This is a genomic window from Ignavibacteriales bacterium, from assembly GCA_026390575.1.
Classification (GTDB): domain Bacteria; phylum Bacteroidota; class Ignavibacteria; order UBA10030; family UBA10030; genus Fen-1298.
This window is the reverse complement of record JAPLFR010000016.1, coordinates 41,301-65,433: the sequence shown is the minus strand read 5'-3', so window position 1 is coordinate 65,433 and position 24,133 is coordinate 41,301. Positions and strand designations below refer to the sequence as shown.

Here is a 24,133-nt window from a genome sequence, read left to right as displayed (position 1 = left end):
GGAAAAAAATGAAAAAGACCCTGTCGTTCTTTTTAATGAGCTTCGTAGTGCTCTCGCTCTCGTTTGCTCAGAATAAATCGGATGAATCATCTGATTATCAATCAAAATCTTTTGTTGTTCAAAAAGGCGGGCTGCTTGAAGTTGATGTAGAACCGGGCGCCGTTCGTATCGAATCATGGTCGAAGGATGAAGTCTTCGTTGAAGCAGAAGGTGTCAATGAACGCCACCCTGAGCGTCTTGTCATATCGCAGTCGGGGAACAATATTACAGTAAAGTACAGAGATTCAAGACACAATGTTGACCATCTGGTCTTCACAGTGAAAGTTCCATCGAAGTTTAATGTAGATATTCAGACGTCAGGTGGAAGTATAAAACAAAATGATGTTCTTACCGGCAGCTTCACAGCGGAAACAAAAGGCGGCAGTATTAAAATTGATCACATTATCGGCAAGGTGGATGTTGAAACCGGAGGCGGTAGTATTAAGTTAGACAAGGTTGAAGGAGATGCCAAAATGCAAACCGGCGGAGGAAGCATTGAAACCGGAACTGTCACCGGGACATTGAGTGCAAAAACGGGCGGCGGCAGTATTACCCTTCGTGATGCCGGCGGAAAAGTGAATGCATCGACGGGCGGGGGAAGTGTGAATGTGGAAAATGCAAAGGAATGGATTGATATATCAACAGGCGGCGGTGGCGTGCATGTTCGAGGAGCGAAGTACGGAGCGAAAGTCAAAACCGGCGGTGGCAGTGTGGAGATGGAAGACATCACAGGGGTTGTCAATGTCTCAACAGGCGGAGGAAGTATTAAATGTGAATTGATCCCGGGCAGTACAGGAAATAGTTCGATCAGAACCGGAGGAGGAGAAATTGAACTCACCTTACCCGAAAACGCAAAAGCTATTGTTGAAGCCACTATCAACGTCAATCGTGGATGGGGGCGGCATCACAAGAAATGCACGATCCGTTCCGATTTCAAAGCAGATAAGTACGAAAACAAAGAAGAAGATGATCAGATATATGCAGTGTATACATTGAATGGCGGTGGCCCGACGATTACGCTTGAGACGTCGGACAGCGATATTGAAATCCTAAGGATGTCAGGGAAATAATTATTTCTTTTGTCAGAATGACAACAAGCCACTATCTCCGATGGTGGCTTTTTTTATTTTCCTATTAAGTTTTTGTAATTTTCTATATACGCGCTGTATAGATAAATAGCATCCTTCCCCTTTAACCTTTATCTTCTTGTGTCGTATCATTCCAAGAACTTAGACAACGTCGAATGCAGAATAATAAACCAGCTGAATCACTTGAGAAACTTATTGAAGATGCCCAAAAAGGCAATGTAACGGCTTTTGAAAAAATCGTCAAATATCATCAATCATACATATACGCAATTGCCTTCAGATTCTTATGCGACGAAGATGATGCCGAAGATGTTGTCCAGGAAAGTTTTATCAGGATTTGGAATCATCTCAATGTATTCGATCCGAATATGAAGTTTACAACATGGATGTACAAGATCGTCGTCAATCTATGTTATGATAAAGCTAAATCCAACAAGAGAAGAATAAAAGTGTTTTCGAGATTGAATAATAATTCCCTCAAAGAAGACTGTATCGATAGTACCGATATGGAACAGGAATTGATGAATAAAGAAATAGCAGTACTAATCAAATCTATAGCCGATGGATTATCTGAAAAGCAACGAATGATTTTTCTGCTGAGAGATTTTCAAGATCTGACCATTCAAGAAGTTGTCGATATTACCGGCATGTCTGAATCGGGGATAAAAACAAATCTGTTTTTCGCAAGACAAAATATCAGAAAGAAATTAGCAATGTTAGAGGCAAGCGTATGACGTGCAAAGAACTACAGCGGCTTCTTTACTCAACAAGAATCGAAGACTTTGATCCGGTTGATAGAAATTTCTTAAAGAAGCATCTTGCTGATTGCGAAACGTGCAAAACGATCTTTCGAGAAGTATCGAAAGCCGACCGGATCCTTGACAGAATCAAGGAGGCAACACCCCGCATCCGGAATGAGCAAGCAATGACAGAATCCATTATCGCTGCAATCGTTAGCGAAAAGAAATGGGTGGCAGATGCTGATACGAATACCTTCCTCGATCGTTTGAGTGATATATTCAGCATGGAAATCATTAGATTCGCTTGCAGTATCATTCTCCTCTTGTGTGGAATGACATATGTGTTTATGGAATATAACGATACAAAGGCAATTGTGAGTCTGGAACAAAGACTGGGGAAAAAGAGTGAAATGAACCGTGCGTATATATTCCAACAAGAAATCAATGTTCTGAATTTTCTGAGCGATCTTTACAATTTGTCAAATGGAAGTACATCGTCCGTGGAATTAACAAACACCTTGGTTCTTATGAAGAAAACGGATTTGAACGCCCTGCTTAAAGGATACAGGACATTAGATAAAGCGTCGCAGACACGCCTCAACGAGATGTGGGATAAATATAGGAAAGAGGAATCTTCCATTATTGTGACTGAAAAAAATCGCGTAGAAATAACTGCTCTTCGAAATGAAATCGAACGATTAAAGAAAGAATTGCAACAAAGCAATCTGAAGAAGGGACGACAATGAATACTCATATGAATTATCGGTTTGCTGCCCTCATCGTCTTGGTTCTTTTAACCGCATCTGGCTGTAAAAAAGAGAAAAAGACCACGACTAAAATCAATAGCGATGGATCGTGTATGAGAACTATCGTTGTCAATCCCGTCAGTGATACATCATCATCTTTTCCCATCCCGACGGATAAAAGCTGGGAGACTCGGTTGGAAGGAGATACAGAGAAGGTCTATGTTGCCAGTAAGAGGTTCGACGATGTTAACCAAATGAGTAATGAATATAGAAGACCAGGTAAAGTTGGCGTTGACCTAAAGTTTGAAAAGAAATTCCGATGGTTCTTTTCGTACTTCAGTTATCAAGAAACGTATAATCCCTGCTTACAGATTCAGAGAATTCCCATCCGGACATTTTTGACCGCAGAAGAATATGCGCTATACGAACGTGGCGATACCAGCAAAGCGTTCAAGAAGAGAATGGACGAATTCTTGATGGCAAATATTTTAGAAGAATTTTATTGTCGGTTGATCGATTCAGTGAAGAGTCTTCACGATCCATCTCTTCCTGTGAGTATTTTTATCGCGAAGAAAAAGGAAATCGATATTGACAAGGCGGAGCATAACACAAAAGATATTGTGCAATATCTTGAGAGAGTCCTTGGTCTAAAATTGCGGGATAAATTGGAACGGCAAATCGATGGCATCGTGAAATCGATTGACGACAAGATTGAATTTATGATAGGGGCAGGGGGTTATTATATTAACGAAGTAGTGATGCCTGGGATCATTTTAAATACCAATGCGAATACTGTGGAAGGGAACAAAGTAACATGGTCTTTTAATGAGGATAAATTCACATACTTAGCCTATACAATGAATGTCGAGTCCCGTACCGCCAATCCTTGGGCAACATATGCAACCGGAGGAGCGTTGATTGTGATTGTTGCACTCCTGATATTGCCGCGTATGAGAAGGAAATAGCTGGAAAAAACAAAATACAATTGTAGAATATTTGTATTCGGGAAAATACGTTAACAGCTCATCCTTATTTTCGATGCCGTCATCTGCCAAAGGCATGCCTTCGGTATTTGATGACGGCCTTTTTTTTGTTATCATTCTCATGTTCTATTATCTTCCTGTGGTAGGAATACATACGATGAAAACTCTACTCATTACTTTTCTGATTTTCTGCTCCTTGTCAGGTCTTGTTGCTCAGGAAGTCCGGCCGGTACGTGATAGTATTGGTTATTGCTGGAATGCGGAACAAATGAACCGGCTTATCACTTATGTAGAAACCAAGGATAGGGGATCAGTTCCTCAACAATCATTTATTGCCGGAATTTCTCCCCATGATGATTTCCTTTATGCTGCGAGTGTCTATTATCCGCTTTTCCAATCCTTCAGAACAAAAGAAGTAGTTATTTTTGGTGTTACTCACGCAACAGTACGAAAAGAAATCGGCGATCCACAAAACATCCTTCTTCTTGAAGAATACAAAGAATGGGCAGGTTGCGGCCGAAACATTGCAATTTCACCGTTACGAGATTATCTCAGAAGCAGACTTGATACACAATACTTTCGCGTGAACAATCAGGCGCACAGACTTGAACATTCTATAGAAGCGATGGTTCCATGGCTTCAGTACTTCAATCCCGATATTCATATTACGCCAATAATGGTGACCGCGATGCCGTTCGAACGAATGGATGAAATTTCAAAAAATCTCTCTGAAGCTCTTGTTACCTATATCAAGGAAAATAAACTCGTTCCCGGAAAAGATATCTTCTTTCTTTACTCGTCAGATGCCAATCACTACGGAAAAGATTTTAATAATGTTCCGTTTGGAGATGACAGTATAGCTCATGCAGAGGGGACAAAGCGAGATCGACAAATTGCCGATAAATATCTTGCCGGTGCAATCCAATCGGAGAAAATTCGCAACTTTACTTTAGAGATGAAAAATTTTGTATGGTGTGGCAAATTCTCGGTTCCGTTTGGTTTGTTGGCTACTCAAAAAACACTCCAGCTATTATCTGGGAAGACGCTCACGGGAATAATTTTCCGCTACTCTGATTCATATACGGAGGGAATCATTCCGCTCAAGCAGACTGGAATGGGAACTACTGCGCCATTTTCACTGAAGCATTGGGTGGGCTATCTGTCCGCTGGATATTTCATGGAATAGATGTCTTATGAAGAAGGATTCGGAAGAAAATGAACTTACGTGAAACTTCCTCTCATAAAGTTGCACTTGTTCAAGATTGGCTGACGGGTATGCGCGGCGGCGAAAAGATTCTTGAAGTTTTATGTGAATTATTCCCCCATGCCACAGTTTTCACGTTGCTTCATAATGAAGGAGCAATGTCGCCAACCATTGAAGGGATGAGAATAAATAATTCATTCATCCAACACTTGCCGATGAAGGCAACGAAGTACCGTAATTATTTACCGCTGATGCCGCTTGCAATTGGCTCACTGGATTTCTCCGGTTATAATCTCATTATCTCAACAAGCGCTGCTGTTGCAAAAGGAGCAATTCCAAGGGATGGTGCGAAACATATCTGCTATTGTAATTCTCCCATGCGGTATGTCTGGGATCAGTATGAGGAGTATTTTGGAAAAGGGCGCGCCGGATTTATAACGAGATCAGGAATGGCTCTGGTGGCGCCATATCTTCGTCGATGGGATGTTCGGACCTGCAACCGCGTTCACTATTTTATTGCTAACTCACACAATGTTGCTGAACGTATCTCGCGTATTTATCATAGGACCTCGGATGTTATCTACCCACCGGTTAGCACCGACCAGTTCACAGTCTCTGAAAAAGATGATGGCTATTATTTAGTTGTCAGTGCATTAGTTCCATATAAACGGGTTGACCTTGCAATCGAAACGTTTAATAACTATGGTGAAAAACTTCTCGTTGTCGGTTCTGGCCCTGAACGAGAAAAATTGGAGAAGAGAGCAAATAGGAACATCGAATTTCTCGGCTGGCAGAGCGGTGAGAGTCTTGCGAAGCTTTATGCCGGATGCAGAGCACTGATTTTTCCCGGAGTTGAAGATTTTGGTATCGTTCCGCTTGAAGCTATGGCAAGCGGCAAGCCCGTGGTTGCATTTGGGAAAGGGGGCGCATTGGAAACGGTCGTTGCAAATGGTGTTTCGTCAACCGGTGTTTTCTTCTATGAATCAACTGTCGAAGCCCTCACGACAGCTGTCAAATCACTTTCAAAATTGAAAATCGATCCGTATGCTGTTCGTCGACATGCAGAAAAGTTTGATCGAGCGATCTTCAAACAGCACATGATGGAGTACGTCGCACAACGATTCAAAGGATCATTGAAGTGAGTACGGGCTTTATGCCAGCGTTATTTCCATACCTTCAGAAGCGCCGAAACATTGCACAGAAGATTTTTGTGATGAAATTAATTGCTGAGCGTGCTTTACTATTGCATCAACTGCGGCATCGTCGTGCGATGGGTCGTGATGGTACAACGCTAACTGTTTCACATTTGCCTTTATGGCAAACTCCATAACTGATTCGATGGGGGAGTGTCCCCAACCGACTTTTAACCGATACTCTTCGAGAGTGTACTGAGCGTCACACACTACGAAGTCAGCTCCACTGATAAACTCGATGAACTTCTGATCTAACTCTGCACCGTACTGTGAAGCAAGCGGATCTTTGCGCACGGCATGAAGCGTGTACCGATAAGGTTCATTATCTGTGGCGAAGACGAATGTTTTTTCCCCGTCGAAAATTTTATAGGCGAGCGTCATCGCGGGATGGTTCATATAGAACGATGTAATCTGTAAATCGCCAATACGGAATGGTTCGCGGACTTCCTGCATGACGATCTGTGCATTCAAACCGCCTAACGGCACCGGAAAATATTCTGAGTCCATCTGAAATTTAAATAAATCTTTAAGACTTTTATCGCGTGCAGGAGGACCGTAGACGATGATCTGAAAGTTTTTGTTATACGCTGGCATGAAAAAAGGAAACCCTTGTATGTGATCCCAGTGCGTATGGCTAATGAACAGATGCACTGTGACCGGCTGCGATTTAAATTCATGGAGAAGCTGATTGCCAAGATCTCGGATGCCAGTGCCAGCGTCAAAAATGAGTATTTGTTTTCCGGCACGCACTTCCACACAGGATGTGTTTCCACCATATTTCACTGTCGATTTACCCGGTGAAGGAATAGAACCCCGTGTTCCCCAAAACTTTATCTTCATCATAGTTGACTTGCTCGTTTATTCATATGTTCGATGGCAATTTGAAGAAGCTCTTTGGGTGAAAAAGGTTTTACAACATACGCATCAGCACCGAGTTCCATAGCCTTATCGATATCCGGTTTGTACGATTTCCCCGATATGATAATAATGGCAGTACGTCGCATACTTGAATTAGCGCGAAGCATCTTGCATACTTCAAATCCATGAAGTCCTTCCATCATAATGTCGAGAATGATGATATGTGGAGGATTCATCAATGCCAGTTGGACTCCTTCACTGCCTTCGCTCGCAAGGGATACATCAAACCCGTCACGTTCAAAAAGAACCTGCACGAGACGTCGAAGTGAAGGATCGTCATCGATAATTAATACTTTTCGTTTTGGTGCAGTCGCATCCATGAATTATTTTCTTTTATCATGTGATTTGAATTATTTTAGGTACTCTTAAGATGGTACGTCGTTTTTATGAAAAAAGGAATACATCGCTTCAGATTTATCAATGGCTGATTTTGAATAACCACGACGAACGCGAATAAGTTGTGCAACGACACTTATTGCAATTTCTTCTGGAGTAACCGCACCAACCTCAATTCCAATTGGAGATTGAACGCGCTTGAGATCTTCGCTGTTAAAACCGTATTGTAGAAGCCGTTTATATGACGTCAAGACTTTCCGTTGACTTCCCATCATTCCGATATAGTGTGCCGGGGTTTTCAGCGCTTTTTCTAGAACTTCTTCATCATATTGATGTCCGCGTGTTACAATGACAAGATACGTTGTCGGTTTGATGGTAATACGGTTAAAAACTTCAGAAAAATCGGAAACAACGGTTTTGGATGCTTCTGGAAATCGGGCAGGATTGCAAAACGCTTCTCGATCATCGGTGACAGTTACTTGAAATCCGCAGGAAGCCGCTGATTTGCAAATTGCCTTGGAGACATGACCGCCTCCGAAAAGAATAAGATTTGGCAAACCGGGGACAGGTTCAAAAATGAGTTCGCCTTCATTCAATGGAATGCGAGTGACACCCTGATGCTTCAAAGAAGATGCAATAATTTCGACGAATGTATTTTGCAACGGCGACGCAGCTTTTTGCAGAAGCATTTGCCAGTATGATTCTTGCTCTTTGTTTAAGCAAAGTTCAGTGCTTCGCATTTCAGCAAGAATTGTTTTACACTTAACACAACCATCAGAGTTAAGAAACGTGCCAATAACAGAATCATTTCCATTATCACGGATAGATTTGAGATCGCGGAAAAATGGAATGAGATCTCTACCGATTGGCTCCAGCAAAACATTGATTGTGCCGCCGCAGATTAATCCTTGAATATACTCGTCTTCGCGCAATTCAAAGCACAGTGTCTCTACAGTCCCCGTTTGAAGTTTCTGTTGTGCCCGCCCCAAAACATCTGCCTCAACACATCCGCCGCCAATAGTTCCAATAGATGTCTTGCCTTGATTCTTGATAATCATTTTTGAAAGCGCTGCCGATGGTGTCGAGCCCTTTGTGGAGACAATAGTCGCCAGAATAATTTGTTCTTCTGTTTCAAGTGAATCGAGGAGTTCCTTGTAAATATCCATGTATTATCAATACGCTTTCATTTATCCGGTAATGATTATTTTCTTTTGAGCTTCTCAATCGACAGAAGGATTACTTCATTCGTTGCTGGAAGAGAAAACTCAGGTTCGATTTCATGATTTCTAGTTGCCGAAACAGCATCTTTGATAGCGAGCCACGTTGAAAGTCCGTACATCAATGGCGGTTCAGCTACCGTCTTGCTTTGTCGAATCGCGACAGGATTAGGATAGCCCTGCAAGAGTTCTACACGAAAATCCTTTGGGATGTCCTGCACCGTTGGAATTTTGTATGTATCTGGCGAGTGCGTCATGAGTCTGCCTTTGTCATCCCATTTAATTTCTTCGGTTGTACACCAGCCAACGCCCTGGATGAAACCGCCTTCAATCTGCCCGCGGTCGATGAGCGGATTAAGTGATTTCCCGGCATCGTGTAAAATGTCGACGCGTACAAATGTATGCCGCCCAGTGAGAATATCTAATTCTATTTCCGAAACGCACATTCCGAATGAAAAATAATAGAATGGTGTGCCCCAACCTTTCTGTTTATCCCAGCCGATTTCAGGTGTGCGGTAATATCCGGTGGAACTAAGGCTTATTTGATGCAAGCGCATTAAGTTCATGACTTCTTCAAACTTCATTCGCCGATCAGGATGAATGGAATCAAAGATAACGTCATCCTGGAACATAATGGAATTCGGTACTGTTGGATTGCCGGGGTTCTTTTCTGAAAACACTTTTGCTATTTCCTCGGCGATGCGAGCCTTGAGTATGTCGATGGCATTCTTCACTGCGGCACCGTTGAGATCCGTGCCGGAAGATGCCGCTGTAGCGGATGTGTTTGGGACTTTAGATGTGTTCGTGGCGCTCACCTTCACGCGTTCCAAGCTGACGCCAAATTCTGCCGCTGCAATTTGCTGAATCTTTGTGTGCAATCCTTGACCCATTTCTGTGCCGCCATGGTTGACGAGGATCGTACCGTCGGTATATACATTAACAATCGCTCCGGCTTGATTAAGAAATGTTGTGGTGAACGAGATACCAAATTTTACCGGTGTGCAGGCAAGACCTTTTTTGATGAATTCATGCGCAGCGTTGAAATTATTCACTTTGCTTCGTCGCTCATAATATTCTGACGATTTCATTAATTGATCGTAAATGACAAAGAGCCTGTTGTTCTCGATCTGCTGACCATAATGCGTGATGTTGTTTGTTTCGATGCCATAGAAATTTGCAAAGCGAATCTCAAGCGCATCTTTTTTCAGATACCGCGCAGCACGATCGATGATAGTTTCTATCGCTGCCATTCCCTGTGGTCCGCCAAATCCCCGGAATGCGGTGTTGGAAGGCAGATTTGTTTTCCATACACGTGCAAGAACCGTCATGTTGGGAATGAAGTATGCATTGTCAGCGTGGAGCATAGCTCGTTCCATAATTGCGAACGATAAGTCGGTTGCTGCGCCGCCATCGCTGTTTAGTTCCAATTTCAGTGCGAGCAGTTTTCCGTTATCATCAAATCCAACTTCGTAGCGCGTCAGAAAACGATGGCGCTTGCCGGTCATAATCATATCATCATCACGGAAAAGACGAATCTTTACCGGGCGTTTCGTTGCCCGCGCAAGGAGCGCAGTCCAACAAGCAACGTGATTTGCCTGCGTTTCTTTTCCGCCGAAAGCACCGCCCATACGTCGGATTTCTACAACAACTTCATTCAATGAGATGCCAAGCACTTCTGCGACAAGAATTTGTGTTTCGGTTGGATTCTGTGTCCCGCTGAAGACGTTCATCTCGTTATGTTCACCGGGAATACAGAGACTGATTTGCGATTCAAGGTACCAATGTTCCTGTGCGCCAGTTTTGATTTTTCCTTTTAATACATGCGGTGCCGAAACGAGCGCACTATCTGCATCGCCACGCTGCATAGTGCGCGGCGGGCCGAGCAGATTGTTTTTCTCGATTGCTTGCTCGATTGTGAGAATCGGTTCAAGCACCTCATAATCAACTTTTATTAATTTCTCAGCAATTTGGGCCTGCGCTTCGGTCTCGGCGGCAATAAGGAATATTGCTTGTCCTACGAATGTCACTTCGTCAATGGCGAGGCAGAGCTCGTCACTCACAACCGGTCCCATCTGGTTGTGTCCGGGAATATCCTTGTAACAGAGCACCGCATGAACGCCCTCTGACTTCTTTGCTTCGCTTACATCAAACGATTTAATCTTGGCATGTGCATGAGGACTATAAACTACCCGACCGACTAACAACTGATCGCTTACAAGAATGTCATCAATATAGATCGCTTCGCCGGTTACATGCTTTGAAGCTGATTCGTGCGGAATGTTCATAGTGATCAGTGATGAATGAGCAGTGATCAATTTTTGATCCTCGCGGTTCTTATGATTGCAAAGAGAAGTTTGCACAATTCGTCACAATCGGCCGCTAAAGATTCGAATAGATGTTTTTCAATGAAATCAGTGGCTTGCAGTAAACGCAACCAATAGGAAGTTACTCTTGCTTCCTTGTAGGCAACGGAAATCTTATTTGAAAATTCCTTTTTTGAAATTGCACCATCTGCTTCTTCAATATTTGCACCAATAGAAGTACCACTACGTAATATCTGTTTCGAGAGAACAAATTCCTTTTTTTCGATTGATAGAAATTGGTATAACTTTACAATTCTGACTGCAAACTTAAACGCTTTCTCTCGAACAATACTTTCTTTTGCCATTCGTCACTCGTCACTGCTCATTGCTCATTGTTCACTGTATCTGCCCAGAATTTAAGGAGCAGGTTTTTTGCAGCGATTGTTCTAAATTCTGCAGAGCCGCGTGCATCGGAAATTGGTGTGAAGTCGTTATTAATGAACTGCATTGCTTCTTCCACTATTTCACGTTTCCATAATTTCCCAGCAAGGAATTGTTCTGTTTGAGTCGCGTGTTTTACACAATCTGCCATACCACCATAGATAAGTTTGATTGCTTTTACCGATTTGTTACTATTCAATTCCAATCTACATCCTGCACTTACCGTAGAAATGTCGAGATCTTTACGTTTGGAGATTTTATACGATTTGATGATGGTGCCATTTTGCGATTTAAGCAGGCGTACTGCTGTAATCAGTTCATCTGGTTTGCGAGCGGTCTTCCGATAACCAAGTATGAAATCATCCAGGGTGATTTCGCGTTTTGCATTGGTGCTTTGGAGAATGATAGTTGCAATATATGCCATCAGCACGGGCAGCGTGTCGCTGATAGGAGATGCTGTTCCGAGATTGCCGCCAAGCGTAGCGAGGTTCCTGATTTGCTGTGAGCCGAAGATTGACAAAATTGCGTACAGTGCAGGATAATTGTTCTTTACAGCTTGATGCACATCGCTAAGAATCATTCCTGCGCCAAGTGTGAGTGTATCGTCGGTTTCCAGCATAGATTGCAACTCTTCAACGCCAGAGAGATCAATGAGTTGTGGTAAGACCTCATGTCCTTTTGTTACACGTAATGCAACATCCGTTGAACCAGAGATGATAATAGCATCAGGATGTTTACTTTTCAGTGAAAGAGCTTCTTTTAGATTGTTCGGACGGAAGTATTCCTGATCCTTTGTTCTTATAGAAATAGATTCGTGTGGAATGGACTTGAGAAGTTCAATGGTTGTCGGTTCATCGTCTGTGAAATGATCGATTCCATCATGAACGCAGGCTTGCGCAGCAGCCTCCACGATCGGTTTGTAACCGGTACATCTGCACAAATTACTGGTGATCGCATCATCAATTTGTTCTCGTGTTGGCATGGTGTGATTCTTGTAGAGCGAGAACAACGACATGACAATTCCCGGCGTGCAAAATCCACACTGGCTTCCGCCGGTTTCCACCATTGCAGATTGAACGTTGTGCAATTGTCCTTTTTTATTTTGCAGGTTCTCGATTGTTACAATTTGTTTGCCGTGCAGCATCGGCAGGAATATGAGGCATGAATCAACGCTTCGATAATGGATTTTACTGCCGGCAGCAAATTCTCCAATGACAACTGTGCAAGCACCGCAGTCGCCTTCGGCACAACCTTCTTTTACGCCTTTATGATTCGGCAGACTTCGAAGATAATTGAGAACCGTTGTTGTTGGTGTGAGTTGTGAAGCGGAATTGAAATCGAGTGTAACAATTTTGCCATCGAGAACATAGGAAATCGTAGTCAGCATAAACGCCTTCTAACAATACATTGAAGAAACCTAGTACAGTTTAGCAATTCCCTTGTCAAGTTTCAACTCGAATGTATGACACCTCTCTTATTTCGTTCACAGGGAAGTATCAAACGTCTTTCTCCACTTGATCAAGTTGATGAATCAAATCAGACCAATAGGCATATGCCTTTTCGATTTGGATTTGCACATCTTTATATTCTGCCGAAATCAATTTCGCTTCTGCGCCGTTTTTATAGAAGTCGGGATTTGCAAGCAACACTTCGACCTCTTTTTTCCGTGTTTCCAGCTGATGGATTAATGCCTCAGCTTCTTCAACCTTCTTCTTCGCAGCACGAACATCGCGAGCAATGCTCTTGCGGCGTTTTTGTTGTTCTTGCCATGTCGTCTGTGTTTCGTCGGACGGAGGCGCATCTAACTTTTCAATATTCTGAACTGCTTGTTGGCGTTCCTCTTTTTTCTTTATGATATAATCGGAGAGATTGCCAAGGAACGTTCTGAGCAAACCGGGTTTCACTTCTAAAACCTTGTTGACGATGGGATCGAGAAAAGCACGGTCATGCGATACAATGGCGAACGTGCCTTCATACTTTGACAGAGCTTCCTGCAGCACACGTTTTGATTTCATGTCAAGATGATTCGTCGGCTCGTCCATGATCAGAAAGTTTGCCGGCTGCAGCAGCATTTTTGCCAACGCAAGCCTGCTCTTCTCACCGCCGGAAAGAACGGAGACGCTCTTAAAAACATCATCGCCGTGAAAAAGAAAGGAACCAAGAAGTGTACGAAGCTGTGCGCGAGTTTCTGTTCCTGCAGATTCCTCAACCGTTTGCAGTACGTCCTTGGTGAGGTCGAGTTCCTCCGCTTGATCTTGTGCGAAGTACGATGGTACGACATTGTAACCAATAATGCGCTCGCCTGCGTCGTAGGATTCTACGCCGGCAAGAATTCTCGATAGTGTTGATTTACCAGCGCCGTTGACGCCGACGATTGCGATACGATCACCTCGTTCAACTTTGTAATCAAGGTTATTGAAAACCTCTAAGGCGCCGTAGTGTTTGCCGATATTGTTTAATTCCATCACGACCCGCCCGCTTTGCTGTGGCGGTGGAAAATGAAAATGGATTTCGTCTTCTTCACTTTCTACTTCCACGATATCAATCTTTTCCAACTGTTTGATCCGGCTTTGTACCTGGCGCGCCTTGGTTGCCTTGTACCGGAATCGATCTATAAATTCTTGTGTTTGTTTGATGTGCTGCTGTTGGTTCTTGAGCTGGCTTACCAAAAGTTCTTTGCGTACTTCGCGCTCTGTTTCATAGAAAGAGTAATTGCCGGCATAGCTTTCGAATTTGCCGCGGCTGAGTGAAAATGTTTTCGTCGTAAGATTGTCGAGAAAAGTGCGGTCGTGCGAGACAAGCATGATGGCGCCGTTATACTGGTGGAGATATTCTTCCAGCCATTGGAGCGTTTCAATATCGAGATGATTTGTCGGTTCATCAAGGAGGAGGACATTGGGTTCTTTTAAAAGTAATTTCGCAAGTGCGATACGCATCTGCCAGCCGCCGCTGAACTCCTCCGTCATGCGCTCGAAATCATGTATGGAAAATCCAAGTCCCATAAGAATGCGTTCGATTTTGGATTTCATCCGATAGGCATCGAGGTCTTCTAATTTATGTTGGAGTTCACCTAATACTTCCAGCGTGTCTGCAAAGTCGCTGCCGGAAGGATCGAGTGTTGTGAGTTGTTGGTGTGCGTCATCGAGTTCGCGTTGGACTTGCAGTACATCTTCAAAAGCAGTCTCTGATTCTTGGTACAAAGTGCAGCCGAAGGCGGTGACACCATCTTGCGGCAGGTACCCGACGGTTACATATTGCGCTTTATTGATAGTTCCAACATCGGTTTGCTGAATACCAACTATTGCTTTCAAAAGTGTAGATTTACCGCTGCCGTTTGAACCGACCAGTCCTATACGGTCTCGCGGACCAATAGTCGCTGTCACATCTTCAAACAGCGAACGTTCTCCAAATTGAATAGTAATATGTTCAAGTGATAACATAACGATTTCGTGAGCGGTATACTATCTAATGAATATATCCGAAAATTTGTTCGTCTACTGTAACTCTGGGCACAGTACAGAACCTATACTTTATTTTCAAGCTAAAACATTAGATTCTTTGTCGTGTCTCATAATGATATTAACATCGAATTTTTCAGAAGTCACAATAGATTAGAACTGGGACCGCTTGCATTCCTTGAAAAACTACTAAGCACAGAAGCTATCCAGCGTAAGGTATACCGGTTTATCAATTAACAATCCAGCACACCGGAAGAACGTAGGAAATTTCCTATTAAAAAATAGTTCTTTTACTGATATCTTTTACACCAGCAAAATATCACATTAATTTGCAGGATAATGAACGGTTTGCAAAGTAAAAGAATTAAACTTAGCAATTACACTTCATACAAATATAGGTAAAAAGTACCTGAGCTGGAAACCAATTTCATAGTTGCGCGTATCATATATGAAGACTTTGCTTTACACATGAAATGCAGTACCTTCTACTTATAAGGTGCAATCCATTTTATTCATAGTTCCTTCTCGCGTTCCTGGAAACGCCAGTGCACGGGAATAATTTTTCAAACGCTTCTTACAAATAACAGGAGGTAGTTATGAAAATCAAAGGTTTACTCGTTCTAAGCATTCTTGTTGTACTCTGTTTTGGATTGCTTTGGGCGTTCAATGGTCCAGGAAAAAGTGCTTCTGAACCACAGGATCAAGGGCAGGCTTTAGTTAATGCCTTAAGTACTGCAAACCATCAAATTGATTGGGCGACGGCATCCCAATTGATTGCAAATCAAAAAGGTAGTATTAGTCCTAATCTCTCCATTAGCGCTAACGCCGCCAGCAGAGTTACAAAAGGAACAAGGGGTGGTACTTTTGCTCGCAGTGCTATTGATCAAATTCTCGCGCAGCCAGGAGTTATTGGCCTACGATATTATTTTGCAAAGAATGCTGACGGTTCACCAACAATAGTTCTTGTTGGAGTGAATACTCAAGGACAGGCTATGACAAGTGCTGCTGTTATGGAAATGGCAGCCCCGTGTCCACCAGATTGTTTTAATTGAAGCGATTTAATCCGATAGTTCTTAGATGAAAAATTCAGTTTTGTTTTATATTTTGCTTTTGATCGAAATTCTTACTGCGATTGTGGGAGGTTTTCGCTATAGAAACCTCCCGCGTCCTTTGAGAATTCTTGAATGGCTGATTATTATTAGTATTTTGGACGTAGGATTACAGCTGACACTTGCTTTTTATCATATTCATAATCTTTGGACGTCGCATTTTTATACGTTGGTTGAAATCGTATTCGTGGTTTTAATGTATTCATCATGGTTAAAAAAAAGTCAAAATCGTTTGATGCTATCGTTGTGTCTTTCAGTATTTGTTGTCTTCTGGATTGTAAGTAAGTTCACCTTCGAACCGCTTTCGCTTCTTGATGGATGGACCGCCGCAATTTCTAAAGTCCTTCTAATAACATTTTCAGCATTTATATTTGTGGATATTGTGCGGGAGAGTGACATTGTTTGGGTAAACGATCCGCGATTCTGGGTTGCAGTTGGTATTATAATATATTCAGCAGGAAGTTTATTCTATTATGCACTCTTCAATATAATGTTACATGCCTCACCAGACCGTTTGAGAATAGTGTTGTCAATGAATAGGATTCTCATAATTGTCTCAAGTCTGCTCTATATGCGGGGCTTTCTGTGCAAGAGGTAACATTTGATGTATGGTGGGTTGTAGCGCTTGGCACTATTGCACTGCTATCAATTGCAATAGGATTTGTTTTTACAGTTGCCGCAAGTAAGCAGAAAGAACTCGTTACTAAGAAGCGTCAATTTGAAGAACTTGCAGAGAGCGAGCGTAAGTTTAGAAACCTCTTCGAACACTCGCCTGCCGGAATGCTCCGCATTACAACACCGCACTGGAATGTGGTTGATGCCAACCAGGCCCTCCTCCGCATGTTTCAAGTTAGTACCTTTGATGAAGTTAAAGGAATAATATATACCATGTCTCCCATGGAGCGGAAACGGCTTGTTGAAGAGTTGTTGGCAAAAGGAACTGTGGAAGATCATGAGACTCTCCTGCATCGCCAGGATGGATCGGAGCTATGGGTATCTTTTTCAGCTACGTTGTCTTCCCCCGAAAATCATACAGAAGCAGTTTTTATTGACATTACAGAACGAAGACAAGCCGAAGAAACAATACATGAACAAGCAAAGCTGCTGGATCAAGCACAAGACGCCATTCTTGTACTCGATCTTGATAAACACATACGCTATTGGAACAAGGGGGCGGAACGTGTGTACGGGTATCCATCGGTGGAGGTAGCTGGAAGAAATGTGATGGAAGTTATTTATAATGAGAGCAGCGCGAAAGAGTTTCAACGGGCGTATGATCTCACAATGCAAACCGCAGAGTGGTCTGGCGAACTTCATCAAACAAAGCAAGGGGGAGCCGATATCGTTTCAGATTGCCGCTGGACACTTGTCCGCAATGCACAAGGTGAACCAACGGGCATTCTTCAAGTATGTACGGATGTTACGGAACGCAAGAGAATGGAATCTCGGTCCCTCCGCGCACAGCGAGTGGAAAGTATCGGTATTTTTGCCAGCGGTATTGTGCATGATTTAAATAACGTTTTTTCACCGATGCTGATCGGTGTGCGGGTCTTGAAACGGAAACTGCATGACCAACGAAGCCGCCGGCTGTTAAATAACATTGAATCGAGCGCAAAGTATGGTTCTGAAATGGCGCATCAGGTGCTCTCCTTTGTGAAAGGTGCGCAGGGCGTACACACAAAACTTAATCCGCAGAAGATTATTAAAGATGTTTACAGGCAATTGGAGCAAATTATTCCGGACAATATCCGTATGCATACGCAGGTCTCTGAAAATATTTCATCCATTATGGGAGACGTCACACAGCTTCAACAAGTCCTCATCAATTTATGTACAAATGCACGTGATGCCATGCCGAAAGGCGGCAAGTTAACCGTTACAGCAGAGAATACTTTCGTAAGTAAAGAAATGGCGGAAGAATACTCCAAAGCAGTTGAAGGAGAATACGTCCTCTTCAGCGTCAGCGATACCGGAACGGGAATACCGCTCTCCGAAGTACACAAGATTTTTGAACCATTCTACACCACAAAAGAAGTCGGGAAAGGCACAGGTTTGGGTCTTTCCGTTAGCATTGGTATAGTGAAGGGTCATAATGGGTTTATCACAGTCGAAAGTGAAAAAGGGAAAGGTTCAACATTTAAAATATTCCTGCCGGCAGTGTCCACGATCAATGCCGGTTCACCGGAAGCGGAATTTCAATCAGACACGAATCAGCCCATCATTTTTGTTGCATGCTCTGAAGACGAATACAATTACAAACTTTTTGATGACTTGGAAGATAACGGATATGAACCGCTTCTTGCGGTGGGGAAAACGCAGGTTCGGGAAACACTTTTTCAAAATCTCGGTAAAGTTCAGGTAGCAATATTTGACGGATTCTCACCTGGTGAGACTCCAGCGTTAATGAAAGACGTTTTGAAATTTGAGCCTGCTGCCAAATTGATTGTGATGGCAACAAAAACTCAAATGGATGAGATGAAAGCAAGTGAAGCGCCGAAACCTCATGCTGTATTGGAACAACCTACGTCGATTAAATTGCTTCTTGAAGTAATTCTCCAGCCTATCATGCAAGAAGAAATATTACTGTAGGAAAACGTTGCACACAGACAATTTCTATTGCACACGACACCGAAAATTTTTGTTTTTCAGAAAATACAAAACCTCATTAACACTAAACTGCGATTTTCGTCGGACCGCTTCTATTGTGTTAAATGCATTGTGCGGTGTGAAGAGAACATTTGGATACTGAAGTAATGCCGTTACTATTTGAGTTTCGGAAGAAGTTTTCGTATGCCCGGTCCTGAGAGCTACGGCAACATTCGGTTCATCTTCGAACACATCAAGCCCAAGCCCGCCAATATGATGTTCCTGTAGTAATTGCAGCAGATTGGAGAGTGGAGCGTGTTCCCCGCGTGCAATGTTGATGAAGGAAATGCCCTGTTTTGCTTGCTTTAAAAGGTTGTAGGAAAAATAACTTCGGTTTTCTTTTGTCAAATTCATCGCGCAGATGATAACATCTGCCCACGCAACGCCTTCCTCTTTTCCGACATAATGCACTTCGTTGTTATGCTGAACGATATCTACACCGCGAACGTCCATTCCAAGCGCATTCCCGATTTTAACAATTTCACTGCCGATTCGTCCGACGCCAACGACGAGAAGATTCTTTCCTGCGCATTCTCCTCCTGTTACGCTATTGCGATCGAAGTGCTGGAACTGCATCATCTGTTGCGGCAATCGCCGCAGTAAAGCCATCATCAACAGAATAGCATGTTCGGCAACGGCGCGTGTAGCATACTCTTCCAAATGTCCGCACGGGAGTTGTGTGTGAATTGCCTCCAAGTATTTTTTTAGATGATCGTAGCCTGTGCTTCGGCTCAAAATGCCGTCAATTTTGTTTGCCCAATCTATCGGAACGATGGATTGTGTGCGGATACTGATCAGACGTGCTGGCGGAGTAACATGCCCGGTTTCCTGAATCGTTTTATCCGTCAAATCAAAGGATAATTGATTACCGAGAAGAGATTGAAGCGCATCGGCTTCTTCTTCGAATGCTTCGTAAAAAAAAACGTCCATGTTTTCTACGATAAATTGTGATTATTGTAAGATAAAACTATTCACAGTTTTCAATTAAGAACAAGATAAAAAGAAAGACATCGCAAAGCGAGTCTTTTGTGTGCAGGAAACAGAACGAGTTATTTTCTGATAATTCCAACTTGTTATTATTTTATACTCATACTCAATGGCAAACTGAGGACATAGTATTGTAGGGTATTCCCTACAACGATTTCAGTGTTTCCCCACTACACTCTTACCTCAAATCATCCTACACTAACACTAATCAATTTACAATATTCTCTTAATCAGTAATCATTCATCATTTATTCAAGGAGGTTCCAATGTCCAATTACGTGAAAGACCTCGTTGCTGAGGTAAAAGCAAAAAATCCTGCGGAGCCGGAATTTCATCAAGCAGTACAAGAAGTAGCCGAGTCCTTATCTCTTGTTCTGGAGCGTCATCCGGAATATCGCTCATCTAAAATTCTTGAACGAATCATTGAACCAGAACGATTGATTCAATTTCGTGTTCCTTGGGTCGATGATCAAGGTGAAATACATATCAACCGCGGTTACCGTATTCAAATGAACAGTGCAATTGGTCCATACAAAGGCGGCTTGCGATTCCATCCTTCGGTAACGGTTGGCATATTAAAATTTCTTGCGTTCGAGCAGGTTTTCAAAAACAGTCTTACTACATTACCGATGGGTGGAGCGAAGGGCGGTTCAGACTTCGATCCGAAAGGGAAGAGCGATCTGAAAATTATGCGCTTCTGTCAGGCATTCATGAGTGAATTGTACCGCCACGTTGGAGCAGATACAGATGTTCCTGCCGGCGACATAGGAGTTGGTGGACGAGAAATCGGATATCTTTTCGGTCAGTACAAAAAATTGCGGAATGAATTTACAGGTGTGCTTACGGGTAAAGGTCTTAATTGGGGTGGTTCGCTTATTCGTCCGGAAGCAACCGGATACGGGGCGGTCTATTTCGCAGCCGAAATGCTTGCAACGCGTGGAAAAACGCTTGAAGGGAAAAAATGTCTTGTTTCCGGAAGCGGCAACGTGGCGCAGTACACCGTTGAAAAAATTAACCAACTTGGCGGAAAAGTAGTAACACTTTCCGATTCAAATGGTTATATTTACGATGAAGAAGGTATTGACGAGAAGAAACTTGCGTTCATTATGGAATTGAAAAATGTCCGTCGTGGACGTATCTCGGAATACGCTGAAAAATATAATAAAGCGGTCTACACGCCCGTCGATTCTAAGATCGATTACAATCCATTGTGGAATCACAAAGCGGATTGTGCGTTCCCAAGCGCAACGCAGAACGAGGTCAACGGTAAGGATGCACAAAACTTACTGAAGAACGGTGTCTATGCTGTAGCGGAAGGCGCGAATATGCCAACGACACTCGAGGGTGTGAAGCTCTTTCTTGATGCAAAAATTCTTTATGGTCCTGGTAAAGCCGCAAATGCCGGTGGCGTAGCAACATCCGGTTTAGAAATGAGCCAGAATAGCATGCGCTTGCCATGGCCGCGCGAGGAAGTGGACAGTCGGTTGCATCAGATTATGAAGAGCATTCACAAGACGTGTGTTGATATGGCGGATCGGTTTGGTACGCCCGGCAATTACGTCAATGGGGCAAACATCGGCGGTTTCTTAAAGGTTGCTGATGCGATGATGGATCAGGGAATCGTGTAACCCGCTGTAGTGAATTGTAAAAAATCAAGTAATCGCCGCCTTTCAGAAGATTACTGAAAAGGCGGCGGTTATTTAGTGAAGCGGGTGTGGACGTATGGAAGAAATAGTTGATCAAACCGTCAGTCCGTTAGATTCCAATTCGGTTGAGCATGGGTTTGGAAATCTCTTCTACGGCGTCCAGAACCCAATGCGAATTCGCATAAGCAATGTTCTGCTTGTCTCCAGTCTCTATGACCTCTATCTTTTCGAAGAAGATGGCCGGCTCTACGAGTTAAGCCGCGGCGAGTACGAAGGACTTAACCTCAGCCAATCCCCGGAGCTTACGTGCGTCTCGAGCGGCAAAGAAGCGATGGTGCTTGCAAAGGAAGAACGTCATTTCGATCTTATCATCACAACCTTGCATATCGATGATATGCAGGCAATCGATTTCGCCCGGTTAGTAAAACAATCCGATCTTAACATCCCTGTCGTTTTACTGATGCATGATACGCGTGAGCTAAAACATTTTTTACTTACTCACGATACATCAGTGTTCGATAAAATATTTATTTGGCAGGGTGATTTTCGTATCATCATTGCGATCATTAAATTCCTCGAAGATCGTCTCAATGTTGAGCATGATACGCAAGCAGTCGGCGTTCAATCGATTATTGTTATCGAAGACAACGTGAATTACTATTCTTCGTTTCTTCCTATTATCTATACTGAAATCCTGAAGCAATCTCAGCGGTTGATTTCCGAAGGAATAGATCTTGGCCACAAATTCCTGCGTATGCGCGCGAGTCCGAAAATTCTTTTGTGTAGTACGTACGAAGAAGCATGGACATATTACACGCGGTATAAAAGATTTCTCCTTGGGATTATATCGGATGTTGATTTTCCGCGCAACGGAAAGCAAGATCCGCATGCAGGGATTGATTTTATGCGGGCAGTGCGAAATGAAAGACCCGATGTCCCAGTACTTCTTTTTTCAAATGTTCTGGAGAACAAAGTTTCTGCAGAAAATATGGGTGCTTCTTTCACGTTGAAGGATTCACCATCGCTCATGCATGATCTTCAACAGTTTATGATTTACAACTTCAGTTTTGGCGATTTTGTTTTTCGTTTGCCGGATGGAACAGAAGTCGGCCGTGCAAACGACATGAAAAGTTTAGAAGATATGCTTCGTATTGTTCCGGGCGAGAGCATTCGTTACCATGCAGATCGCAATCACTTCTCCAGTTGGCTGAGGGCACGGACAGAATTTTGGTTGGCCGGCAAACTTCTTCCCAGGAAGGTCTCCGATTTTCCGAACCTCGAAGCATTGCGGAGAGATTTGATCATCTCTCTCCATCATTACCGCAATTTATGCCAGCGCGGTATTGTCGCGAACTTTTCAAAAGATACATTTGGCTCGGAAACAACGTTTGCACGTATTGGCGGCGGCTCGCTGGGCGGCAAAGCACGCGGGCTCGGTTTTGTTGACATGCTGCTCAATGACTATAATGTGCGGAACAGGTTCGAGCATGTTAAAATATATGTTCCCTCGGCGGTTGTTCTTGGTACAGATGTCTTCGACCAATTTCTGAAAGAGAATGATCTGCTGAAGTTCGCAATAGAATGCAAGGATGATAGGGAAATTACAAAGCGGTTTCTTCTTGCAGATAAATTTCCACCGGAAGTTATTGCAGATCTCTTATCATTCCTTGAATTGGCGCTTGCACCATTGGCGGTTCGTTCATCCAGTATGCTGGAGGATTCCCAGTATCATCCCTTTGCAGGCGTATACGAAACCTATATGATCCCCAATGCGCATTCGGACATCCACGTCCGATTGAATGAACTGTTGAAGAGCATCAAGCGTGTCTATGCGTCAACGTTCTATCAAAGCGCAAAGGATTATATCCGTGTAACCTCTTACCGCTATGAAGAAGAAAAAATGGCGGTCATCGTTCAGAACCTTGTTGGCAAAGTGCACGAGAAGAGATATTATCCTGACATTTCCGGTGTTGCCAAATCATATAATTTTTATCCAATGAAGCCGCAAAAATCATCCGATGGGACAGCGGCAGTCGCATTGGGACTGGGCAAATGGGTAGTGGATGGCGGCAATACCGTTCGGTTCTGTCCAAAATATCCAAACGACATCGTACAATTTTATTCGGTGAAGGAGACGCTCAATAGTTCCCAGCGGTCATTCTTCTCGTTGACACTTGATGCGAGTCCGGATTTTGGTGCTGAGACTTATGATGTGCTGGTGCAACAGCAAACTTTGGAAGTTGCAGAGAATGATGATGTCCTTAAATACGTGGGATCTACATACCTGCCCGAAAATGAAGCGATTTATGACGGTCTGGGACGAAGAGGTATTCGTGTAGTAACATTCTCTCCAGTTCTTCACAATAAATCAGTGCCGATAGCGGAAATCATAGAGTTACTGCTTGATATGGGTGTGTGGGGGATGGGAACACCGGTCGAAATGGAATTTGCAGTCAATTTTGATGTGCCTTCTCCATCGGGGGCAGAATTTGCTTTATTGCAAATGCGTCCCTTAGTGGTAAACCGCGAGTCGGAAGAATTGGTAGTGGAAGAAAACGATCAATCAAAAGTTTTGTGCCAGAGCAGTCAAGTGCTTGGGCATGGTTTGATTGATGGCATTTTTGATATTGTGGCTGTCGATTATCATTTGTTTGACAGAGCAGCAAGCCAGCAAGTAGCGGCAGAAATTGCTTTGTACAATGCACAGCTTTTAAGAGAGAATAGGCCGTATCTTCTCATTGGTATTGGCCGCTGGGGTTCGCTTGATCCATGGCTGGGTATTCCTGTAACGTGGGAACAAATTTCAGGTGCAAGGGCGATTATAGAAACCGGTTTTAGGGATATGTCGGTCACGCCATCACAGGGTTCTCATTTCTTTCAAAATATTACTTCGTTTATGATCGGTTATTTTACTGTCAATGAGTTTCAGAAACAAGGATTCTTGGACTGGGAATGGTTACTGAGTCAGCCGCCATCAGAAAAAAAGCGATACACAAAATTATTTAGATTTGATAAACACCTTGTCATTAAAATCAACGGACACCAGAATAAAGGGGTGATCCTGAAGCCGGAGGAATGA

General features: G+C 43.2%; 19 protein-coding genes. 11 read left to right on the top strand and 8 right to left on the bottom strand.

Features of this window, described 5'->3' with window-relative positions; all coding sequences use genetic code 11:
• Positions 1-8 precede the first annotated feature (8 nt).
• From NTX44_13250 to NTX44_13225, 6 genes are all read left to right on the top strand, one after another.
• On the top strand, positions 9-1,109 hold the full coding sequence (locus NTX44_13250) for a DUF4097 family beta strand repeat-containing protein (protein ID MCX6122569.1): 1,101 nt from the start codon (positions 9-11) through the stop codon (positions 1,107-1,109).
• Positions 1,110-1,282: 173 nt separating this feature from the next.
• Positions 1,283-1,861, top strand: coding sequence for an RNA polymerase sigma factor (locus tag NTX44_13245; protein MCX6122568.1), 579 nt, complete (start codon positions 1,283-1,285; stop codon positions 1,859-1,861).
• Complete coding sequence (locus NTX44_13240; protein MCX6122567.1) at positions 1,858-2,613, top strand: hypothetical protein; 756 nt, start codon at positions 1,858-1,860, stop codon at positions 2,611-2,613. The genes NTX44_13245 and NTX44_13240 overlap by 4 nt, the downstream gene beginning before the upstream one ends.
• Positions 2,610-3,578 (top strand): hypothetical protein, encoded by a 969-nt coding sequence (locus NTX44_13235; GenBank protein ID MCX6122566.1) that lies wholly within the window; start codon positions 2,610-2,612, stop codon positions 3,576-3,578. Before NTX44_13240 ends, NTX44_13235 begins: the two co-directional genes overlap by 4 nt.
• A 175-nt stretch (positions 3,579-3,753) precedes the next feature.
• Complete coding sequence (gene amrB / locus NTX44_13230; protein MCX6122565.1) at positions 3,754-4,782, top strand: AmmeMemoRadiSam system protein B; 1,029 nt, start codon at positions 3,754-3,756, stop codon at positions 4,780-4,782.
• A 29-nt stretch (positions 4,783-4,811) separates the two neighbouring features.
• Positions 4,812-5,942, top strand: a complete 1,131-nt coding sequence (locus NTX44_13225; GenBank protein MCX6122564.1) for a glycosyltransferase — start codon at positions 4,812-4,814, stop codon at positions 5,940-5,942.
• Between the two features lie 9 nt (positions 5,943-5,951).
• Here NTX44_13225 and NTX44_13220 read toward each other — a convergent pair whose 3' ends face one another.
• From NTX44_13220 to NTX44_13190, 7 genes are all read right to left on the bottom strand, one after another.
• On the bottom strand, positions 5,952-6,836 hold the full coding sequence (locus NTX44_13220) for an MBL fold metallo-hydrolase (protein MCX6122563.1): 885 nt from the start codon (positions 6,834-6,836) through the stop codon (positions 5,952-5,954).
• Positions 6,833-7,231 (bottom strand): response regulator, encoded by a 399-nt coding sequence (locus tag NTX44_13215; protein ID MCX6122562.1) that lies wholly within the window; start codon positions 7,229-7,231, stop codon positions 6,833-6,835. The genes NTX44_13220 and NTX44_13215 overlap by 4 nt, the downstream gene beginning before the upstream one ends.
• 45 nt (positions 7,232-7,276) lie before the next feature.
• Positions 7,277-8,413 (bottom strand): XdhC family protein, encoded by a 1,137-nt coding sequence (locus tag NTX44_13210; GenBank protein ID MCX6122561.1) that lies wholly within the window; start codon positions 8,411-8,413, stop codon positions 7,277-7,279.
• A 35-nt stretch (positions 8,414-8,448) separates the two neighbouring features.
• Positions 8,449-10,779 carry a xanthine dehydrogenase molybdopterin binding subunit gene (xdhB, locus tag NTX44_13205; protein MCX6122560.1) on the bottom strand — a complete coding sequence of 777 codons (2,331 nt, stop codon included), beginning with the start codon at positions 10,777-10,779 and terminating at the stop codon, positions 8,449-8,451.
• Positions 10,776-11,132 (bottom strand): four helix bundle protein, encoded by a 357-nt coding sequence (locus tag NTX44_13200; GenBank protein MCX6122559.1) that lies wholly within the window; start codon positions 11,130-11,132, stop codon positions 10,776-10,778. Before NTX44_13200 ends, xdhB begins: the two co-directional genes overlap by 4 nt.
• Before the next feature lie 17 nt (positions 11,133-11,149).
• Positions 11,150-12,595 (bottom strand): xanthine dehydrogenase small subunit, encoded by a 1,446-nt coding sequence (gene xdhA, locus NTX44_13195; protein MCX6122558.1) that lies wholly within the window; start codon positions 12,593-12,595, stop codon positions 11,150-11,152.
• Positions 12,596-12,704: 109 nt separating this feature from the next.
• On the bottom strand, positions 12,705-14,648 hold the full coding sequence (locus NTX44_13190) for an ABC-F family ATP-binding cassette domain-containing protein (GenBank protein MCX6122557.1): 1,944 nt from the start codon (positions 14,646-14,648) through the stop codon (positions 12,705-12,707).
• A 614-nt stretch (positions 14,649-15,262) separates the two neighbouring features.
• Between NTX44_13190 and NTX44_13185 the strand changes: the two genes are divergently transcribed.
• From NTX44_13185 to NTX44_13175, 3 genes are read left to right on the top strand one after another with little or no spacing between them, the layout of a single operon-like run.
• Positions 15,263-15,718, top strand: a complete 456-nt coding sequence (locus NTX44_13185; protein ID MCX6122556.1) for a hypothetical protein — start codon at positions 15,263-15,265, stop codon at positions 15,716-15,718.
• A gap of 25 nt (positions 15,719-15,743) precedes the next feature.
• Entirely contained in the window at positions 15,744-16,373 is a 630-nt protein-coding gene (locus tag NTX44_13180) for a hypothetical protein (protein ID MCX6122555.1), read from the top strand.
• Positions 16,361-18,364: a PAS domain S-box protein gene (locus NTX44_13175; GenBank protein MCX6122554.1), complete on the top strand. Its 2,004-nt coding sequence runs from the start codon at positions 16,361-16,363 to the stop codon at positions 18,362-18,364. The genes NTX44_13180 and NTX44_13175 overlap by 13 nt, the downstream gene beginning before the upstream one ends.
• Positions 18,365-18,388: 24 nt before the next feature.
• Here NTX44_13175 and NTX44_13170 read toward each other — a convergent pair whose 3' ends face one another.
• On the bottom strand, positions 18,389-19,351 hold the full coding sequence (locus tag NTX44_13170) for a hypothetical protein (protein MCX6122553.1): 963 nt from the start codon (positions 19,349-19,351) through the stop codon (positions 18,389-18,391).
• 323 nt (positions 19,352-19,674) lie between these two features.
• Between NTX44_13170 and gdhA the strand changes: the two genes are divergently transcribed.
• Entirely contained in the window at positions 19,675-21,036 is a 1,362-nt protein-coding gene (gdhA, locus tag NTX44_13165; protein MCX6122552.1) for an NADP-specific glutamate dehydrogenase, read from the top strand.
• 94 nt (positions 21,037-21,130) lie between these two features.
• Complete coding sequence (locus tag NTX44_13160; protein ID MCX6122551.1) at positions 21,131-24,133, top strand: histidine kinase; 3,003 nt, start codon at positions 21,131-21,133, stop codon at positions 24,131-24,133.

Bases quoted from the DNA above. Each gene is read 5' to 3' on its own strand.
- NTX44_13250 (MCX6122569.1), top strand. From the start codon at position 9: ATGAAAAAGACCCTGTCGTTCTTTTTAATGAGCTTCGTAGTGCTCTCG.
- NTX44_13245 (MCX6122568.1), top strand. From the start codon at position 1,283: ATGCAGAATAATAAACCAGCTGAATCACTTGAGAAACTTATTGAAGAT.
- NTX44_13240 (MCX6122567.1), top strand. From the start codon at position 1,858: ATGACGTGCAAAGAACTACAGCGGCTTCTTTACTCAACAAGAATCGAA.
- NTX44_13235 (MCX6122566.1), top strand. From the start codon at position 2,610: ATGAATACTCATATGAATTATCGGTTTGCTGCCCTCATCGTCTTGGTT.
- amrB (MCX6122565.1), top strand. From the start codon at position 3,754: ATGAAAACTCTACTCATTACTTTTCTGATTTTCTGCTCCTTGTCAGGT.
- NTX44_13225 (MCX6122564.1), top strand. From the start codon at position 4,812: ATGAACTTACGTGAAACTTCCTCTCATAAAGTTGCACTTGTTCAAGAT.
- NTX44_13220 (MCX6122563.1), bottom strand. From the start codon at position 6,836: ATGATGAAGATAAAGTTTTGGGGAACACGGGGTTCTATTCCTTCACCG.
- NTX44_13215 (MCX6122562.1), bottom strand. From the start codon at position 7,231: ATGGATGCGACTGCACCAAAACGAAAAGTATTAATTATCGATGACGAT.
- NTX44_13210 (MCX6122561.1), bottom strand. From the start codon at position 8,413: ATGGATATTTACAAGGAACTCCTCGATTCACTTGAAACAGAAGAACAA.
- NTX44_13200 (MCX6122559.1), bottom strand. From the start codon at position 11,132: ATGGCAAAAGAAAGTATTGTTCGAGAGAAAGCGTTTAAGTTTGCAGTC.
- xdhA (MCX6122558.1), bottom strand. From the start codon at position 12,595: ATGCTGACTACGATTTCCTATGTTCTCGATGGCAAAATTGTTACACTC.
- NTX44_13190 (MCX6122557.1), bottom strand. From the start codon at position 14,648: ATGTTATCACTTGAACATATTACTATTCAATTTGGAGAACGTTCGCTG.
- NTX44_13185 (MCX6122556.1), top strand. From the start codon at position 15,263: ATGAAAATCAAAGGTTTACTCGTTCTAAGCATTCTTGTTGTACTCTGT.
- NTX44_13180 (MCX6122555.1), top strand. From the start codon at position 15,744: ATGAAAAATTCAGTTTTGTTTTATATTTTGCTTTTGATCGAAATTCTT.
- NTX44_13170 (MCX6122553.1), bottom strand. From the start codon at position 19,351: ATGGACGTTTTTTTTTACGAAGCATTCGAAGAAGAAGCCGATGCGCTT.
- gdhA (MCX6122552.1), top strand. From the start codon at position 19,675: ATGTCCAATTACGTGAAAGACCTCGTTGCTGAGGTAAAAGCAAAAAAT.
- NTX44_13160 (MCX6122551.1), top strand. From the start codon at position 21,131: ATGGAAGAAATAGTTGATCAAACCGTCAGTCCGTTAGATTCCAATTCG.